Source organism: Arthrobacter sp. RT-1 (assembly GCF_003367205.1).
Lineage (GTDB): Bacteria > Actinomycetota > Actinomycetes > Actinomycetales > Micrococcaceae > Arthrobacter.
In genome coordinates this window covers 92,293-109,265 of sequence record NZ_QRGQ01000006.1, presented here as the reverse complement: position 1 = coordinate 109,265, position 16,973 = coordinate 92,293, and the positions used below count along the sequence as shown (strand labels likewise).

Annotated in this window: 17 protein-coding genes; 5 read left to right on the top strand and 12 right to left on the bottom strand. The window is 65.4% G+C overall.

What is annotated here, in order from left to right; translation table 11 throughout:
- Positions 1–191 precede the first annotated feature (191 nt).
- Both DXK94_RS06785 and DXK94_RS06780 read right to left on the bottom strand, forming a co-directional pair.
- Positions 192–839 (bottom strand): GNAT family N-acetyltransferase, encoded by a 648-nt coding sequence (locus DXK94_RS06785; protein WP_115524371.1) that lies wholly within the window; start codon positions 837–839, stop codon positions 192–194.
- A 32-nt stretch (positions 840–871) separates the two neighbouring features.
- Positions 872–1,666: a hypothetical protein gene (locus tag DXK94_RS06780; protein WP_181884755.1), complete on the bottom strand. Its 795-nt coding sequence runs from the start codon at positions 1,664–1,666 to the stop codon at positions 872–874.
- 59 nt (positions 1,667–1,725) lie between these two features.
- On the opposite strand from DXK94_RS06780, the gene DXK94_RS06775 reads away from it, so the two are divergent.
- Positions 1,726–2,262 carry an A24 family peptidase gene (locus DXK94_RS06775; protein WP_115524370.1) on the top strand — a complete coding sequence of 179 codons (537 nt, stop codon included), beginning with the start codon at positions 1,726–1,728 and terminating at the stop codon, positions 2,260–2,262.
- A 26-nt stretch (positions 2,263–2,288) separates the two neighbouring features.
- Positions 2,289–2,759, top strand: coding sequence for an NUDIX domain-containing protein (locus tag DXK94_RS06770; protein ID WP_115524369.1), 471 nt, complete (start codon positions 2,289–2,291; stop codon positions 2,757–2,759).
- A 105-nt stretch (positions 2,760–2,864) separates the two neighbouring features.
- Here DXK94_RS06770 and DXK94_RS06765 read toward each other — a convergent pair whose 3' ends face one another.
- The 5 genes from DXK94_RS06765 to DXK94_RS06745 all read right to left on the bottom strand — a co-directional run bounded on the left by DXK94_RS06765 (position 2,865) and on the right by DXK94_RS06745 (position 8,167).
- Complete coding sequence (locus tag DXK94_RS06765; protein WP_115524368.1) at positions 2,865–4,520, bottom strand: MDR family MFS transporter; 1,656 nt, start codon at positions 4,518–4,520, stop codon at positions 2,865–2,867.
- Complete coding sequence (locus tag DXK94_RS06760) at positions 4,517–5,188, bottom strand: TetR/AcrR family transcriptional regulator (protein WP_115524484.1); 672 nt, start codon at positions 5,186–5,188, stop codon at positions 4,517–4,519. Before DXK94_RS06760 ends, DXK94_RS06765 begins: the two co-directional genes overlap by 4 nt.
- Positions 5,189–5,347: 159 nt before the next feature.
- Complete coding sequence (locus DXK94_RS06755) at positions 5,348–6,775, bottom strand: class II fumarate hydratase (protein ID WP_079595687.1); 1,428 nt, start codon at positions 6,773–6,775, stop codon at positions 5,348–5,350.
- Positions 6,776–6,861: 86 nt separating this feature from the next.
- Positions 6,862–7,476, bottom strand: a complete 615-nt coding sequence (locus tag DXK94_RS06750; protein WP_115524367.1) for a carbonic anhydrase — start codon at positions 7,474–7,476, stop codon at positions 6,862–6,864.
- 10 nt (positions 7,477–7,486) lie between these two features.
- The gene (locus DXK94_RS06745) at positions 7,487–8,167 is read right to left on the bottom strand and encodes a DUF4245 domain-containing protein (protein ID WP_115524366.1); all 681 of its coding nucleotides are present in this window, start codon (positions 8,165–8,167) and stop codon (positions 7,487–7,489) included.
- A 226-nt stretch (positions 8,168–8,393) separates the two neighbouring features.
- Between DXK94_RS06745 and glpX the strand changes: the two genes are divergently transcribed.
- A complete protein-coding gene (glpX, locus tag DXK94_RS06740; protein WP_176156781.1) occupies positions 8,394–9,416 on the top strand; it encodes a class II fructose-bisphosphatase in 1,023 nt (340 codons plus the stop codon).
- Positions 9,417–9,503: 87 nt separating this feature from the next.
- Positions 9,504–10,547 (top strand): peptidoglycan bridge formation glycyltransferase FemA/FemB family protein, encoded by a 1,044-nt coding sequence (locus tag DXK94_RS06735; RefSeq protein ID WP_115524365.1) that lies wholly within the window; start codon positions 9,504–9,506, stop codon positions 10,545–10,547.
- Here the strand turns inward: DXK94_RS06735 and manA are convergent.
- Genes manA through DXK94_RS06715 form a run of 4 tightly spaced genes read right to left on the bottom strand, consistent with a single transcriptional unit; the run spans position 10,544 to position 15,258 of the window.
- Entirely contained in the window at positions 10,544–11,791 is a 1,248-nt protein-coding gene (gene manA / locus DXK94_RS06730) for a mannose-6-phosphate isomerase, class I (RefSeq protein WP_115524364.1), read from the bottom strand. The two genes, DXK94_RS06735 and manA, sit on opposite strands and share 4 nt — an antisense overlap.
- 32 nt (positions 11,792–11,823) lie before the next feature.
- Entirely contained in the window at positions 11,824–13,470 is a 1,647-nt protein-coding gene (locus DXK94_RS06725) for an LCP family protein (protein WP_115524363.1), read from the bottom strand.
- 10 nt (positions 13,471–13,480) lie between these two features.
- Entirely contained in the window at positions 13,481–14,065 is a 585-nt protein-coding gene (gene purE, locus DXK94_RS06720) for a 5-(carboxyamino)imidazole ribonucleotide mutase (RefSeq protein WP_079595681.1), read from the bottom strand.
- Complete coding sequence (locus DXK94_RS06715; protein ID WP_079595680.1) at positions 14,062–15,258, bottom strand: 5-(carboxyamino)imidazole ribonucleotide synthase; 1,197 nt, start codon at positions 15,256–15,258, stop codon at positions 14,062–14,064. The genes purE and DXK94_RS06715 overlap by 4 nt, the downstream gene beginning before the upstream one ends.
- 174 nt (positions 15,259–15,432) lie before the next feature.
- On the opposite strand from DXK94_RS06715, the gene DXK94_RS06710 reads away from it, so the two are divergent.
- Positions 15,433–15,993, top strand: coding sequence for a GtrA family protein (locus tag DXK94_RS06710; RefSeq protein WP_115524362.1), 561 nt, complete (start codon positions 15,433–15,435; stop codon positions 15,991–15,993).
- Between the two features lie 55 nt (positions 15,994–16,048).
- On the opposite strand, the gene DXK94_RS06705 is transcribed toward DXK94_RS06710, so the two are convergent.
- Positions 16,049–16,747, bottom strand: coding sequence for a TIGR03089 family protein (locus tag DXK94_RS06705; RefSeq protein ID WP_115524361.1), 699 nt, complete (start codon positions 16,745–16,747; stop codon positions 16,049–16,051).
- Positions 16,748–16,973 lie beyond the last annotated feature (226 nt).

The window sequence follows — 16,973 nt, the reverse complement described above, 5'->3', positions numbered from 1 at the left end:
ATCGCGGCGCATCGGCTGCCGGAGGTCGCCCAGCGACCGCAGGTGGCCCTATGCGTCGTGTCTAAGCGACGGAGAAGGACCGTGGCCTGGCGAACCCAGCCACGGCGCCGCAACTCAACCCGACGGCGAAGCGCTGGGGGCGGACGAACCCGGCCACAACGCAGCGGACGGACCCGGCCACGGCAACGAGATCAGGTGACCTTCAGGAACGCTGCTGCTGCTTCGTGGCCCTCTACGCGGAGGGTCCAGTCGGGGCGTTTGAAGGTCTCGGGGGTGAGGCGGACGTGCTGGACTGTTTCGGCCTTGGTGCCCCAGGCCTTGCGGGTGGTTCCGTTGAGCTCGTAGCCGAGGGAGCGGGAGACACCCAGGGAGGCTTCGTTCCAGGCTGCTGCCTCTGATTCGGCGGCGTCGGCGCCGAGCCAGTCGAAGGCGTACAGTGCGACGGCGGCGCGCATCTCCTTGCCCAGTCCCTGCCCCTGGGCGGACTGCTTGAGCCAGGAGCCGGTGGAAACCGTGCGAAGGGTGGCGAAGTCCTTCGCGCCCACGTCCTGGCAGCCCAGGAATTCCCCGCCGCGCCAGATGCCCAGGAGCAGGGTCCAGCTTTCGGGGGTACATTCCGCGCGGCACTTCCAGTACCAGCGGGCCATGTTGGGGCCGAGCTCCTCTGCGGGAAGCTCGGCCCACGGGGTGCTGAACGGGTTCCTGCCGGCTTGGTGGATGCCGCTGCGGGCCGCGGCCACGGCGCTGGGGATCTCGTCGTCTGTGATCGGGCGGAGTTCGAGCCGTGGGGTGGCCAGCCTGAGGTCGAAGAGTGGCCAGACGGAGCTCAGCGTAGTCATCAGCGAAGCCTAGCGGATGGCGGGGATCGGGGTCAGGCCGGGACATCCCAGCTGATGTGCCGCCGCACGTCCGTAAGGTTCATCGATTCGGCCAGGAACAGGTCATCGAGCATATACTCGTCAACGGCGATGATCCGGAGCCAGTGGCCGTATTCTTCGCTCGCGGGTTCCAAGGACTGGCTGGCCACGCAGACCCCGGTGCCCAGGTCCACCCGGATGCGGGACGGCCCCGGAAGGCAGAGGGGCGCTGCGGGGTCACCGGGATGGTAGGCCGCCGTGGGCGTCACAAGTGCCTCGAACGCCGGCCTGCCCTCGTGGTCGACGGTGTGCAGTTCCTGTACCTGGACTGCGTTGCTGCCCGGGAACTCCAGGGGAACCGGTGCGTTGCCGGCGAGTTCCACCGGATCCAGTGCTGCGGAGAAGCGGCCGTTCCCGAATCCTGGCTCCCCGTAGGCTGCCTCGGGCCGGCGCTTGACCAGGCCCGCGTCATCGTAGACGGGGGTGACCAGATGCGGCGGCAGCAGCCAGGATTTCCGGGTGGAACTGACGTAGAAGCCATCCCGTGAGTCGTTGATGCCGGTGGTGCTGTGGAGGACCAGTCCTTCAGGGCTTTCCAGACGGAGTGCTCCCGGCCGGCGCAGCCACGCCCTGACCAGGGGTGCGCCGGGCGAAGGTGCCTCGGCGAAGGGTTCGTCCCAGTACTCAAAGCGCAGGGACTGCCACTTCCATGGCGAGGACCGGCACAGGTTGCGGAACGTGGTGATCGGATCTGCGGGGGATGCGCCGCCGTTCGGATCCGGGCGGTGCCGGCTATCCCATGTCGCCATATCCACAGTTTACGCGGGGGCGGTAGGGCGGCCAGGGGAATTCCAGTAGCATCCGGAGGGTGATCGGACGACTCGGCGAACTGTGGCAGCACAATCCCGTGGCCTTTTGGCTGGTGCTAGCGGCGTGCCTGTACTTTGCCGTGATGGCTGTCCGGCTGACCGTGATCGATGTCCGTCACCATCTCCTGCCCAACCGGATCGTGTTCCCGTCCTATGCCGTGGCCGGTGTGCTGCTGCTGGCGGCGGCTGCTGTGGCGGGTGCTGCCGAGCCGGAGGGTCCGCTTCCCGCCCTTCTCGCCGTTCCGGTGCGGGTGGTGGCCGGAGCCGGGTTGCTGTGGCTCTTCTATTTCGTCCTTCGGGTTGTTTATCCGCCGGGCATGGGGTTTGGTGACGTCAAGCTGGCCGGGGTACTGGGGATGTACCTGGGCTACCTGGGCTGGGGGCACCTTTTTGCCGGTACTTTCCTGGCGTTCCTGCTGGGTGGCCTGTGGTCCATTGCCCTGCTTGCGGCGCGGCGGGGAACGCTGAAGTCCTCCATCCCGTTTGGCCCGTTCATGCTGGCCGGGGCGGCCGCCGCCATGCTGCTGCCCGCCTGAGAAGCAGCACTGGGTAGGCTGGCCGTATGCCTGCGCCTGACTACATCCTGAGTTTGCGGAAGAAGATCGGTAATGCCCCGCTGTGGGTGCCTGCGGTCAGGGGAGTGGTGGTGGACGCTGCGGGCCGCATCCTGCTCGCCCAGCGGGCAGACAACCGGCAGTGGACGCTGATCAGCGGAATACTGGATCCGGGGGAGCAGCCAGCCCGCGGCCTGGTGCGGGAAATCTTTGAGGAAACCGCCGTGGTGGCCGAAGCCGAGCGTGTGGTGTCCGTGGGGGCCGTGGGCCCTTTCACCTACCCGAACGGTGACGTCTGCGAGTTCCTCGACGTGGTTTTTCTCTGCCGGTACATCAGCGGGACTGCAAGGGTCAACGACGACGAATCCCTGGCGGTGGGCTGGTTCGCCATGGATGAACTCCCCGATCTTATGCCGGGGCACCTGACCAGCATCCGGCACGCCCTGGCACCTGCCGAGGCGGTGCACTTCGAACCCTGACGTGCTACTAAAAACAGGGACGCCGCAATCCCCAGGATTGCGGCGTCCCTGTTTCCCGTGCAGTGGCACCCGGCCCGGCCACGGCTGAGGGGAGTACGACGGCGGTCAGCGGCCTTGGGAGACCAGCCCGCCGTCGTCGTCCCTCACGCTGTTTCCGGCCTGGCCGGCAAGCCCGGCGGCAAGAAGCTCGGCTTCCTCACCGCCGACCGCCTCACCGCGCGCCACCATCCCGGCGGTGTCCGAGAGCGGGATCTGCTTGAGCGTGATGGCCAGCAGCAGGGCCACGGCGATAAAGGGCAGCAGGTACCAGAACACCGGGGCAAGGGAGTCTGCGTAGGCGTTGACCACGGCATCACGCAGCTGCTCCGGGAGCTGGGTCAGCGCGTGCGGGTCCAGGGTGCTGGTGGACTGTGCCGCCTGTTCAGCAGATGCGCCGGCGCCGGTGAAAGCACTGGTAAGGGACTCGGACAGCCTGTTGGTGAAAATCGCGCCGAACACGGCCACGCCCATGGCGGCTCCTACCTCGCGGAAGTAGTTGTTGGTGCTGGTGGCGGTGCCGATCTGGCCGGCCGGGACGGAGTTCTGCACCACCAGGACTGTCACCTGCATGATCAGGCCGAGCCCTGCCCCGAAGAAGAACAGCTGGACGCAGATGACCCAGATGGGGGTGGCAGCGGCAAGGGTGGTCATCCACAGCATGGCCGCCATGGTGAGGGCTGCACCCAGGATGGGGTACATCCTGTACTTGCCGGTCTTGGAGATCCGAATGCCCGAGTAGATGGAGGTGCCCATCAGGCCCGCCATCATCGGCAACATCAGCAGGCCCGATTCCGCTGCCGACGTACCGGAGGACATCTGGAGGAAGGTGGGCACGAAGGCCAGCGCCGAAAACATGCCCAGGCCCAGGGTGAAGCCGATGGCCGTGGCGTTGACGAAGATGCGGTTCCGGAAGAGGCTCAGCGGAATGATAGGGTCCTCGGCACGGCGCTCGACCATAACAAAGGCGACAGCCGAGACCAGCAGCCCGGCACCAAAGGCCCAGGTCAACGGGGAATCCCAGCCTTCGTCCTTCTTGCCGCCGAAGTCGGTGAAGAAGATGAGGCACGTGGTGGCGGCGGAGAGCAAAACAACGCCCAGGATGTCGATCCGCTTTTCGGCCTTCTTGTTGGGAAGCGTCAGGGTGAACCAGGCGATGGCGAAAGCGGCGATGCCGATGGGGATGTTGATGTAGAAGGCCCATTCCCAGGTCATGTGGTCCACAAAGAAGCCGCCCAGCAGGGGACCGGCCACCGCGGAGAGGCCGAAGATGGCGCCGAGCGGGCCCATGTACTTGCCGCGGTCCTTGGCGGGCACAATGTCGGCAATGATCGCCTGCGAGAGGATCATCAGTCCGCCGCCGCCCAGGCCCTGGATGGCGCGGAAGATCACAAAGCCCCAGAAATCGGTGGCGAGGGCGCAGCCAACCGAGGCGAGCGTGAATAACGCGATGGCTATCAGGAAGAGGTTGCGGCGGCCCAGGACGTCGCCGAACTTGCCATAGATGGGCATCACGATGGTGGTGGCCAGCAGGTAGGCGGTGGTAATCCAGGCCTGGTGTTCCACCCCGCCGAGCTTCCCCACGATGGTGGGCATGGCGGTGGAGACAATGGTCTGGTCGAGGCTGGACAGCAGCATCCCGGCGATCAGCGCCGAGAAGATGATCCAGATGCGTTTCTGCGTCAGCAGCAGGGGGCCCGGTGGCGGCTTGGTGGCGATACTCATGGTTGTCCTTCTGCGGCGGGGGTTTCAGGGTGTCCGAGGGGCTGGGAGAAGAGCGTGCTGGCGGCCGTGATGTTTTCCATCAGCAGGTCCGGGTAGGGGCGGGTGTTGCCGTCGGAGAAGTAGGCCATGCTGCTCTTGCGGGCGATGGTGCCAAGCAACACCACGGCCATCTGCACCACGGGATGGTCCGCGGCCACGCCTTCCCGGCGGGCGACGTCGCGGGCGAACTGCGCCTCGCGCTGCTCGGTGATGCCGATGATCCTCAGGATCAGCTGGGGCTCTTTCTTGATCACGCCGATCAGCTGCCGGGTGTCCTCCTCGGAGCCGGCCATGCCCTCGGAAAGCCGCAGGGAGAGCCGCACCAGGTCCTGGAACAGGGTGGGGGAGATTTCACCGGGCGGAGACGAGGCGCCGCGCTCGATGAATTCCTCGATGACGTCCGCGGGGATGTCATCGTCCGCGTGGCCAATGATCGCGTCTTCCTTGGTGGGGAAGTAGTTGAAGAAGGTGCGGCGGGAGATGTCGGCGCGCTCGCATACTTCCTCCACCGTGTAGCCGTTAAAGCCATGTTCTGCGGTCAGTGCCCGTGCGGCGGCAGTGATGGCTGCACGTGTGGCGGCGCGCTTCCGTTCGCGGAGCCCGCCCTCAATAACTGCACTTTCTTCCATGGAGTACATTTTTGCACTCGGGGAGAAATAGTGCAAAGTTGCGCGCCTACGACGGCGGGACGGCCGTGAGGCCGAAGGTGCGCCAAGCTGCCATAAACGACGGCGGCCGCCCACCTTCGCTGGGAAGGTGGGCGGCCGCCGTCGTACTTGCTGCGGGTGTCAGGCCTTGTGGGCCGGGGACGTCATGGTGGTGACATCCAGGGCCTTGTCGAGGTCGGCTTCGGAGACCTTGCCTTCGCCGTCACCGACGAAGCCGAGCTTCTCGGTGGCCTGGCGGACGGTGAGGCCTTCGGCCACGGCCGTCTTGGCGATCTTGGCGGCGTTCTCGTAGCCGATGTACTTGTTCAGCGGGGTGACGATGGACGGCGAAGCCTCTGCCAGGAAGCGGGCACGCTCCACGTTGGCCGTGATGCCGTCGATCATCTTGTCGGCCATGACGCGGCTGGTGTTGGCCAGCAGGCGGATGGATTCAAGCAGGTTGGAGGCCATGACCGGGATGCCGACGTTCAATTCGAAGGCGCCGTTGGTGCCGGACCAGGCGATGGCGGTGTCGTTGCCGATGACCTGGGCGGCGACCATGATGGACGCCTCGCAGATGACGGGGTTGACCTTGCCGGGCATGATCGAGGATCCGGGCTGCAGGTCCGGGATGGCGATTTCGCCGAGGCCGGTGTTGGGGCCGGAGCCCATCCAGCGCAGGTCATTGTTGATCTTCATGAAGGAGATGGCGATGTTGCGCAGCTGGCTGGACGCTTCGATGAGGCCGTCGCGGTTGGCCTGTGCCTCGAAGTGGTCGCGGGCCTCGGTGAGCGGCAGGCCGGTGTCCGTGGCCAGGAGCTCGATCACACGCTCCGGGAAGCCTGCCGGGGTGTTGATGCCGGTTCCAACAGCGGTGCCGCCGAGCGGAACTTCGGCAACGCGGGGGAGCGAGGCGTTGATCCGCTCGATGCCGTAACGCACCTGTGCTGCGTAGCCGCCGAATTCCTGGCCCAGCGTGACCGGGGTGGCGTCCATCAGGTGGGTGCGGCCGGACTTGACGACGTCCTTGAACTCAACGGCCTTGCGCTCCAGGGATTCGGCCAGGTAGCCGAGGGCCGGGATGAGATCGTTGATCAGTGCCGAGGTTGCGGCCACGTGCACGGACGTCGGGAACACGTCGTTGGACGACTGGGAGGCGTTGACGTGGTCGTTCGGGTGGACAACCTTGTCGCTTCCGGCAGCCTTGAGGGACCGGGTTGCCAGTTCGGCGATAACCTCGTTGGTGTTCATGTTCGAGGACGTGCCGGAACCGGTCTGGAAGACGTCGATGGGGAAGTCGCCGTCGTACTTGCCGGTGGCTACCTCATCGGCAGCCTCCGCGATCGCCTTGGCAAGCTCGCCGTCGAGCACTCCAAGTTCAGCGTTGGCCTGGGCGGCTGCCTTCTTGACCCGGGCGAGGGCCTCGATGTGGGCGCGTTCCAGGGTCTTGCCGGAGATGGGGAAGTTTTCAACTGCACGCTGCGTCTGTGCACGGTACAGTGCGTTCACGGGGACGCGGACTTCGCCCATCGTGTCGTGTTCAATGCGGAATTCTTCAGTGGAAGTCATGGGGTTAGCTTAGGGCGATCAGCCGCGCCACCGAAAACCGTGAAGAGCATGCTACGGGTCCCGGCAGCGCGGCTTTTGGACGCCTTTTAGAGCTCGCCGATTCCCGAAACAAGGTTCGCGCGGCCCTCCGCAAGGCTGTAGGACAGGCCGATGACGGCAGTCCGCCCTTCCTGGATTGCGTCGGAAATCACACGTGAGCTGTCCACCAGACGCTGCGAGGTCTGCTTCACGTGTTCCACCACCATGTCGTTGACCCCGGTTTCGTTGTTGCGCAGCGAGGTGAGGACGGACGGGGTGATCCGCTCCACAAGGTCCCTGATGAACCCGGTGGGCATCTGTCCGGTCTCCACGGCGGACTTGGTGGCGGAGACGGCGCCGCAGCTATCGTGGCCCAGGACAACGATCAGGGGGACCCCGAGCACGCCGACGCTGTACTCAAGCGAGCCAAGGACGGCGTCGTCAATCACCTGGCCTGCGGTCCGCACCACAAATACGTCACCCAGTCCGACGTCGAAGATGATCTCGGCGGCCAGGCGCGAATCCGAGCAGCCGAAAATCACGGCGAAGGGATGCTGGTTCTCCACCAATGAGGACCGGCGGGAGGCGTCCTGGTTGGGGTGGGAAGTTTCACCGTTGACAAAGCGTTCGTTTCCTTCGCGCAGGCGGCGCCAGGCGAGTGCAGGAGTCAGGTAGGTAGTCACCCTGCTTACCTTAGGGGGCAGTGGTGACCGCAGGTGAAACTGTGACGGCAGGATTGCTGTCGATGGACTTCACGACGGCGTCAGCGAGGGTGGCGAACTCGTCCAGTTCGGCGGCGCCGGACAGGATGACGGTAGTTCCGCGGTAGTCGAGGACCAGGGATTTCTCGCCTTTGCCGGTGTCCCGGAGCTCCCACTCCTGGCCGCCTGCGTTGCGCGAGCCGGTGACCGGCGCGTTGCGGGTCTGCTGCAGCAGCCAGGTGGGGTTGGCCTTGGTGGTCTGCACCAGGGCGATGAACGAATCCTTGGGTGTCAGGAAGCCGACCTCCCACGTGGGCACCCCGCTGCCGGTTCCCGCTTCCCACCGTGCGTAGTTCGGCCTGAAAGCGCCGCCCGTGTCTGGGGCCGCCGGTGTGAATCCCGCCACATCCGCGGCATTCCTGGAGACCGCCGCGACGTCGATGTCCGGACGGTAGCCGTCGCTTTTGGGCAGCGGGTTCATCAGGATGATCGGCAGGAACGCGGCGATGCTCACCACGAGGGCGATGATCATGCCGATCACCGAAGCGTTGGCACGTTTGGCCGCTGCGGCCGGAATGACAGGCTTAACCGGGGCATCCGCGCCCGTTCCACCTGCGCCCTGGCTGCCTGCGGATCCGGCCGGCTCGGGGCTGGGACTGGTCTTTTCCTGCATGTCATTCACCCCTCTATAGTCGCCCATCCGGGGACGCAAGTTCTATTCGGCGCCCTCGGGTGCCCGGCCGCTCCGTTCCTGCACATTGCGCACCCGCGTCATCCGCCGTCCCGGGAGCTATAAGCGCGACTATGATCGGAAGTAGAGGAATCACCGACCGGCTGTTCCGGCTGGGCGGGTTCAATGATCGCCACTCGAAGAAGAGGTTCACGTGTCACCAGCGTCCATGACCCAGAAGTACTCCACGATCTCACCGTCCCTGGCTGTGGGCAACGATGAGCCGGACCGCAACCTTGCCCTCGAGCTTGTCCGGGTTACCGAAGCTGCGGCAATCGCCGGCGGCCACTGGGTGGGGTTCGGCGACAAGAACACGGCGGACGGCGCTGCCGTGGACGCCATGCGCTCCTTCCTGCAGACGGTCCACTTCAACGGCGTTGTGGTCATCGGTGAAGGCGAAAAAGACGAAGCCCCCATGCTGTTCAATGGCGAACGCGTCGGTGACGGCACCGGCCCCGAATGCGATGTGGCCGTCGATCCCATCGACGGAACGCGGCTCACCGCGCTGGGCATCAACAACGCGCTGGCGGTCCTGGCCGTGGCAGAACGCGGTTCCATGTTCGACCCCTCCGCGGTGTTCTACATGGAGAAGCTCGTCACCGGCCCGGAAGCCGCCGACATGGTGGACCTCCGCCTGCCGGTGAAGCAGAACCTCCACCTGATCGCCAAGGCAAAGGGCGTGAAGGTCAACCAGCTCAACGTCATGATCCTGGACCGCGACCGCCACCGCCCGCTGGTCGAGGAAATCCGTGAGGCCGGCGCCCGCACCAAGTTCATCATGGACGGAGACGTTGCCGGTGCCATCGCTGCCGCCCGCTCCGGAACCGGCGTCGACGCCCTGATGGGCATCGGCGGAACCCCCGAAGGAATCGTCGCGGCCTGTGCCATCAAGTCCCTTGGCGGCGTGATCCAGGGCCGGCTGTGGCCCACCAGCGACGAAGAAAAGCAGAAGGCAATCGATGCCGGCCACGATCTGGAACGCGTCCTGTCCACCAACGACCTCGTCTCCAGCGACAACTGCTACTTCGCTGCCACCGGCATCACCGACGGTGACCTCCTGAAGGGCGTCCGCTACTCCAAGGACAAGGTCCTGACCCAGTCCATCGTGATGCGTTCCAAATCCGGGACCATCCGCTTCGTGGACGGCGAGCACCAGGCCAGCAAGTGGGAAGGCTACGCCCGCAAGAGCTGATCCGCGGCCACGCATTCCACCCGGAGCCCCGGAACGCCCAGCGCGTTCCGGGGCTTCGGCGTTAAGCCTTGGTATAGGGTTTAAGCCATGATTCCAGCTGTTGTGCCCTGTACTGACCGCGCCCTTTGGGACGAATACGTCGACCGGTTCCAGGGGCACCCGCAACAGCTCTGGGGCTGGGGCGAGACCAAGGCGATGCACGGCTGGTCCGTGGACCGCGTGCTCCTGAACGACGGCGACAACACGATCGGCTGTGCCCAGCTGCTGATCCGGCGGCTTCCTGTCCCGTTCCGGGCCTTGGTCTACATCCCCAGGGGGCCGATGTGTTCGGTAGAGGACGCTCCCGCCGTCCTCAGCAGCCTTGCGGACCATGCCGCCGCCCGCCACCGCGGCGTTGCCCTGAGCATTGAACCGGACTGGGACAAGGACTCGCCCTACGCGGCCGCCGTGTCCGAAGCCGGTTTCCGGGAGTCCACCAACACGGTCCTGATCCCGCGGACGCTCATCCTGGACCTGCGCAGGTCCGATGACGAACTGATGGCGGAGATGTCCAAGTCCACCCGCGCCAATATCCGCAAGGCAATGCGCAGCGACGTGGAGTTCCGGAAGGTCAAGAACGAATCCGAGCTGGAGCAGGTGCTCGCCATCTACCACGAAACGGCGGAACGCGCCGGTTTCGGTATCCACGAGGACCAGTACTACCGGGACATTTTCCGGAACATGGGAGACGGTTCACCCATCATCGGAGCATTCGACGGCGAGCAGATGCTGGCGTTCGTCTGGCTGGCCCGCAGCGGCTCCACCGCCTTCGAGCTCTACGGCGGCGTCTCCGCCGAGGGGCAGAAGCAGCGCGTGAACTACGGGGTCAAATGGGCGGCGCTGCAGTCCATGCGGGAAGACGGGTGCTCCCGGTACGACTTCAACGGCCTGCTCAACGACGGCATTTCGGACTTCAAGAAGCAGTTCGCCAAGCACGAAAACATGCTCCTGGGGACGTGGGAAAAGCCGCTGTCCCCGTTCTACCCGGCGTACTCAAAGGCCATGCCGCTGGCACGGAAGGGCCTCCAGGCGGCGCGCCGGCTCGTCAAAACTGCGGCCGGGCGCGCGCGTCTGGTGCTTCGGCGCGGCTAAAGGCCGGTAGTCACCGCAAACGCCAGTGCCGGCTGCGTACTCCCGGCCACAGGGTGGACGTTGACGGGGGCCTCGGCGGCGGCGAGGAATGCGCTGCCGCCCCGTGAAAGCTGCAGGTCGCCCTTGGGTGAGTCCAGGTAGACGTCGCCCGCCACGACGATGACCACGGCGGCCCCGGACTGCGCCAGCGGGACGGGGCCATCATTCGGCCCGAGCTCGATCCGCTGCAGCTGGAATTCCTCGAACGGCGGCCGGTAGAGCTCCTGGTCCAGTACGGTCTTTTCGGCATTGAGCATCGGCACGGCCACGGGGTGGAAGTCGATGGTGCGCAAGAGCTCGGGGACATCCACGAATTTCGGCGTCAGCCCGCCGCGGAGGACGTTGTCCGAGGACGCCATGACCTCAACGCCCAGCCCGTGCAGGTATGCGTGGACGTTTCCCGCGGGCAGGTAGACGGACTCTCCCGGCTGCAGGGATATCCGGTTCAGGAGCAGGGAGATGAGGACGCCGGGATCGCCCGGGTACTTCTCATTGAGGCTGATGGCCGTTCCCAGCTCTGCTTCGTAGGGTGCCAGCGATCCCCGGGACAGGAGCGACGCCACCACCTGGGTGGTGGCTTCCGCCACGGCTTCTCCGCCCGTGATGAGGCGTTCAAACGCCGTCCGCAGGCCGGCACCTTCGTCGCCGTCGCCGAGGTCATCCAGCAGGGCCGTGATAACGGCAGGCGGCTGCGCTTCCACTGATTCACAAGCTGAGGCGACGTGCAGCAGGAGCTCCCGGGTTTCCGCCGGCGGGCGGAACCCGCAGAGGGCTTCGAACGGGGTCAGCGCGAAGATCATTTCCGGCTTGTGGTTATCATCGCGGTAGTTCCGGTGTGGTGCATCCGCCGCCACACCTTCCGCGTTCTCCCGGGCAAACCCGGCACGTGCCTGCTCCAGGCTGGGATGCACCTGGAGGGACAGCGGCTGGGCTGCGGCCAGGATTTTCGCCAGGAACGGCAGCCGCGGCCCAAAGCGGGCTACTGATTCGGTGCCGAGGAAATGCTCCGGATCGCCGGCGATCAAGGCATCGAGGGGAGTGGCGGTGCCGTCTTCCGGGACATGCGCCACGGATGGCGAATCAGTGTGCGCCCCGATCCACAGTTCGGCTTCGGGCCCACCGGATTCCGGGCGTCCCAGGAGCGATGCGATCGCCGTTGTCGAACCCCAGGCGTAATCCCGGAGGACGTTTTCAATCTCGTACAAAACCGGTTCCGTTTCTTTCGTATGTAGCGGGGCTAGAGCGCGGCGCACTGGCCGTTGGTGGCCACGAGCCCGGCGATGGCCTGCTCGTTACCCTCGCGCTTGAGCTGGTTCAGCAGTTCTTCGGTGATCGGCTCGCCGTCAGGTGTTGTGGTGACTGGGATGAAGTCCGACGGCGTGGGCTGCTGCGGCAGGCTTCTGCCGGCCAGCAGGGAGGCAGTAGGAGCGTAGGCTCCTGCAGCCTGCACCGGTCCGCCGCCGGCGGCGGGCACAGCAATCACATCGTCAGGACTTTCCAGCGACTGCGCGGATGATGCAGAAGCCAGAAGTTCGTCCACGCGCGCGTGGATCTGGTCAAAGTCCGGGACCGTGGAGAAGGATGCGTCGAAGTCCGGCGGGCCGATGGTCAGCCGCTTGACGTCCTGGCCTCTTGCCTTGATGGCGAGGTCCACGAAGCTGCCCAACTGCGTTGAGGAAATGTTGGATTCCACCACTTGGGTCCCCGCGTTGACGATGTCCTCGAACTTCGACAGGAGCGTGGCAGGGTCCAGCTGCTTCAGCATGGCCTGCTGCACGCATTGCTGGCGCTGGATGCGGGCGTAGTCGTCAACGTACTCGCGGGACCGGCCGTACCAGAGTGCCTGGTTGCCGTTGAGTGTTTGCTCACCGGCGGGGATCCATCCCAGCGGCACGCCGTAGGTCCTGCTGAATTCGTCGAAATAACCGCTCATGGGAACCCAGCCGCCCGCCTTGATCCTGATGCCTCCCATGGCGTCGATGAGCGTGGAGAAGCCCTCCATGTCCACCAGGACGTAAGCCTGGACGGTGAGCCCCAGCGTTCCGGACACGGCCTCCAAAGTCGCCTGGGCGCCTGGATCGGCCACTCCGGGGTAAAGGTCTGCGTACTCGTTGGTTACCTCTGTGTTGATGGCGTTGATCAGGCACTCGTCGCCGCAGTCGTAGCCGTCCGGGTAGATGGCCCGCATGGGGGAGCCCTCACTGAACTGCGCGTTCTGCAGGTTGCGGGGTACCGAGATGATGGCCGTCTGGCCGGTTTCGGCGTCGACGCTCAGCACGGAGAGGCTGTCCGGCCGCCGGCCGGTGCGGTCGTCACCGGCGTCGCCTCCCATCATCAGGAAGTTGTAGCGTCCGTCCACCGGATCGATCGCCGGTCCCGAGGAGAAGATACTGCCGATGGCGTTGCGGCTGACGTTGAGCAGGTATGCCGCGTAGCCGAGCGACCCGCTGCCCAGCACCAGTGCCACCACCAAGGCAATGCCGACGGCGGGCCGCGCCGGCGGCGCCAGCAGCACCGGGCGGATGAGCCGCAGGGTGTTGATGAACAGGACAGCCCAGCCGGCCGCGAGAGCCACCAGCACGATGACGATGGCCAGCGATGCGAAGGGGTTGGTGATGATGCTGACCAGCGCGGTCCGGTTGACGATGAGCAGAAGCAAGGCCAGCACCAGGAGTGCCCAGACGCAGAGCGTCACGCGCAGTGCTGCCCGGCCCAGCCTGCGGTCGCCCGCCACGAGTTGCGCGCTGCCGGGGACGAGGAGGGTCAACAGGACCAGCACGAAGGCACGTTTTGTGCGGACGGGAGGGGAAGCGCTGACCGGGTAACGTACCGGGTCCGTCAGGGCCGTGTCCGAGGCGGACTGCGGAACTTTGCTGCTGGACATGCCGGCGGTCCTAACGGCTGCCCCGGAAGGAGCTGTTGCCGTCGGCGAAGACCTCGCTGACTTTCTGCCGGAGGTTTGCCCCCTTGCGGGAGGCTACAGCGTTGAGGTCGGCGGCAAAGTCGAGAAGGTCGGTGCGTAGCGAAGCTGCTAGCTCATCGGTTCCCGCGGCCAGCATGCGGACAGCCAGAAGTCCGGCGTTGCGCGCGCCGGCGATGGAAACCGTCGCAACGGGGACGCCGGCCGGCATCTGGACGATCGACAGCAGGGAGTCCATGCCGTCCAGTGTCTTCAGCGGCACAGGCACGCCGATCACCGGCAGGGGAGTGACGCTCGCCAGCATGCCCGGCAGGTGCGCGGCGCCGCCGGCCCCGGCGATGATCACGCGGAGTCCGCGTTCGTGGGCCGTTTGCCCGTAGCGGATCATCTCGGTGGGCATCCTGTGCGCGGAGACCACGTCTGCTTCAAACGGAATCCCGAATTCGGCCAGGGCGTCCGCTGCGGCTTCCATGACCGGCCAGTCGGAGTCGGAGCCCATGACCAGGCCCACCAGGGGGTTCGCCGCTGGACCCGCGGCAGGCGTTGCTGGGGCGCTCATGCGTTCTCCTCGAAAGTTTGTGGCGTCTCTTCCGCCGCTGCCCGCCCGTCGCGGATGATGCTTGCCACCCTCGTGGCACGGCGCCGGACCGAATCAACGTCCGCCGTGGACGTGCCCACCAGGTTCACGTGGCCAATTTTCCGGCCCGGACGGACGGATTTGCCGTAGCAGTGGACTTTGGCCGCGGGCTCACTCGCGAGTGCCAGCGGAAATGCTGAGTACAGGTCCTGGTTTTCTCCGCCGAGGAAGTTCTTCATGACGGTCACGGGGGCCAGGGCATCAGTGGCACCGAGGGGCAGGTTCAGGACAGCGCGAAGGTGCTGCTCGAACTGGCTCGTCACGGCTCCGTCCTGGGTCCAGTGCCCGGTGTTGTGCGGGCGCATGGCGAGTTCATTGATGAGAAACCCTGCCCCCACGCCGGGAGTCTCGAAAAGTTCCACGGCCAGGACGCCGGTGACTCCCAGTTCGCCGGCTATCCGGAGGGCGGCATCTTCTGCTGCCGCCGCAACCTCAACGGGGATGTCCAGGGCCGGAGCGATCACTTCGTCACACACACCGTCCACCTGGATCGTATGCACCACGGGCCAGGCCCGGGCCTCCCCGTCGGGTGTCCTTGCCACGAGTGCGGACAGCTCCCGCGTGAAGTCAACCTTTGCCTCGGCCAGGAGCGGACTCATGGCCGCAAACCACTCTTCCGTCCCGGCGGCCTCTTCGGCGGACCCTACGACCCGTACGCCCTTGCCGTCGTAACCGCCGCGCGGCATCTTCAGTATCACTGGCCAGCCCGTTTTGTCACCGAAACTGACCAGGGCGGCAACGTCGTCCACGGACGCCCAGGCGGGGTTGGGAAGTTCGAGCCGGTCTACGGCGGCGCGCATCACAAGCTTGTCCTGCGCATTCACCAGCGCGTCCGGACCGGGCTGGACGTTGACGCCGGCCGCCTGCAGGGCCCGCAGGTGTTCAGTGGGCACGTGCTCGTGATCAAAGGTCATCACGTCCAGGCCTTCTGAGAAGTCAAGCAGCGTCTGCAGATCCTTATAGTCGCCAACGGGCGACGTGGACACGGCCGAAACCGCCGAAACGTCGTCCCCTTCAACAAGGACACGGAGTTCGAAACCGAGTGCTGTTGCGGCTGGGGCCATCATTCGCGCAAGCTGGCCGCCGCCAACCACACCTATTACTGGAAAAGTCACATGGGCCAGCCTACCGAAGACCGTCCGGTATCCCGGCTTTCGGCCGCTCCGGAGGAGGCAAATTAAGGTGAAGGGGGTATCCCGGGACGGTCCAAGGGAGGCTGGGGCAGAGTTTTGGGGGCTAAAATAGGCCTTTGGCCACGTGGCCCACAGATCATACGGCCATGGAGGGTCATGTTTAGCACACTTGCAGATCGTATTCGGGGACTGGCCTCGCTTTTTTGGCGTGAAGTGGCCAAATTCGGAGCTGTCGGCGGTGTGGCGTTCGTCATCGACTCCGCGGTTTTCATCTGGCTCTTCACGGGGCCGATGCACGGCAGCGAGGTCTGGGCCAAGGCCGTTGCCACCATCGTGGCCAGTATCTTCTCCTGGGTAGCTAACCGCTACTGGACGTTCAGGCACCGCAAGCAGGCCAACGTGGTGCGCGAAGCCGTGCTCTTCGCCGTGATGAACCTGGTGGGGCTTCTGATTGCCTCCGGCTGCGTCTGGTTTGCGAAGTACGTGCTGGACCTCAACGACAAGCCGTCACTCTTCATTGCGGGAAGTGTTGTGGGACTCGTCCTGGGAACCATTTTCCGGTTCTTTGCCTACCGCTTCTGGGTCTTTAACGAAGAACTGGACCAGGAACCCGAGTTCTCGCACGACCATGAACTTATCGAGCTCCACCACCAGCCCAAGGAGCACGTGGCGGCGGCGGAACGCGAAGCCTCCTCCGAGGGTCCCGCCCAGCCATAGCCGGCCTCTCCGGCTTAGGCAGGACGGTGGCGTAAAGCCAGCCAGGACGGGAAAACTAGTTGCCGTGGATACGCTCGGCGGCCAGCAGCTTGTCCGTCAGCTCCACGTCAGGATGCGTGAGGACCACGGAGCCGCCCTGCTTCCACGCTCCGAGGGCGTTCGCCAGTGCTGCCTCAAGACCGGTGCCGGCAGGTATATGGAGCCGCACGCCCTCATCGTGGCCAACGGCGAAACCGTCGAGTAGATCACGGTGGAGGTGCCCGCGGCCCTCCCGGTCCACGAGTGCGGACACAGCCGGGTCCGCGTCTGCATGCGCCATGAAGACGTCACCGTGGGAGCGCACTTCCGCAGCGTAGTCGATGCAACCCGCAGGAAGCTCCCCCGGCCAGCGCATGGCGAGAGCGGGAAGCGCGACGGCGATGACGGCGTCGTACCTGCCGTCCACTGATTCCGGATCTGCCGTGACCAGGAAGTCAGCAGGGCCTTCCTCCAGCACGGTTTCAAGGCCGAGTTGCCAGCTGGCAAGTGCCCACACCATTGCCTTCCAATGTGCAGGCAGCTCGAGGCGAAGCCGCATTCCGGGGGTTGCGTCCAGTTCGTCCTGCAGCAGATTGCTGGTCTTGGCCACCCAGTTGTCCAGGACCCGTCCGGAGAGCTCCACCCGTTCCGCGTCCGGGCCGTACCAGGTAAGGCGTGGCGACGTTGAGTTCCCTGAACGAAGGCTGGCCATCAGATCGAGCGCAGGAGTAGTCATGGCACCATCCTGCCACCGGCCCGGCGGCGGGTCATCCGGTTTCTCCGCAGGCTATGAAGCACCGCGCCGAAAGTGATGTTTATCACATGCGATGCTAAGCGTGCTTGCTATTTATGCTGAATCCGGGTAACTTCCCGCCAGTGGCGCGGGTTTTTCGGGCAAATTTGCCGCCCAGGCCTATGGTGCCCGCCGCTTGGCGGCCTGCGGAGGAAAATTCCCGGGCGTG

What these genes read in the sequence shown, in the direction of transcription:
- DXK94_RS06785 (WP_115524371.1), bottom strand. Translation starts at nt 839, where the DNA reads ATGACTACGCTGAGCTCCGTCTGGCCACTCTTCGACCTCAGGCTGGCC.
- DXK94_RS06780 (WP_181884755.1), bottom strand. Translation starts at nt 1,666, where the DNA reads ATGGCGACATGGGATAGCCGGCACCGCCCGGATCCGAACGGCGGCGCA.
- DXK94_RS06770 (WP_115524369.1), top strand. Translation starts at nt 2,289, where the DNA reads ATGCCTGCGCCTGACTACATCCTGAGTTTGCGGAAGAAGATCGGTAAT.
- DXK94_RS06765 (WP_115524368.1), bottom strand. Translation starts at nt 4,520, where the DNA reads ATGAGTATCGCCACCAAGCCGCCACCGGGCCCCCTGCTGCTGACGCAG.
- DXK94_RS06760 (WP_115524484.1), bottom strand. Translation starts at nt 5,188, where the DNA reads ATGGAAGAAAGTGCAGTTATTGAGGGCGGGCTCCGCGAACGGAAGCGC.
- DXK94_RS06755 (WP_079595687.1), bottom strand. Translation starts at nt 6,775, where the DNA reads ATGACTTCCACTGAAGAATTCCGCATTGAACACGACACGATGGGCGAA.
- DXK94_RS06745 (WP_115524366.1), bottom strand. Translation starts at nt 8,167, where the DNA reads ATGCAGGAAAAGACCAGTCCCAGCCCCGAGCCGGCCGGATCCGCAGGC.
- glpX (WP_176156781.1), top strand. Translation starts at nt 8,394, where the DNA reads ATGACCCAGAAGTACTCCACGATCTCACCGTCCCTGGCTGTGGGCAAC.
- DXK94_RS06735 (WP_115524365.1), top strand. Translation starts at nt 9,504, where the DNA reads ATGATTCCAGCTGTTGTGCCCTGTACTGACCGCGCCCTTTGGGACGAA.
- DXK94_RS06725 (WP_115524363.1), bottom strand. Translation starts at nt 13,470, where the DNA reads ATGTCCAGCAGCAAAGTTCCGCAGTCCGCCTCGGACACGGCCCTGACG.
- purE (WP_079595681.1), bottom strand. Translation starts at nt 14,065, where the DNA reads ATGAGCGCCCCAGCAACGCCTGCCGCGGGTCCAGCGGCGAACCCCCTG.
- DXK94_RS06710 (WP_115524362.1), top strand. Translation starts at nt 15,433, where the DNA reads ATGTTTAGCACACTTGCAGATCGTATTCGGGGACTGGCCTCGCTTTTT.
- DXK94_RS06705 (WP_115524361.1), bottom strand. Translation starts at nt 16,747, where the DNA reads ATGACTACTCCTGCGCTCGATCTGATGGCCAGCCTTCGTTCAGGGAAC.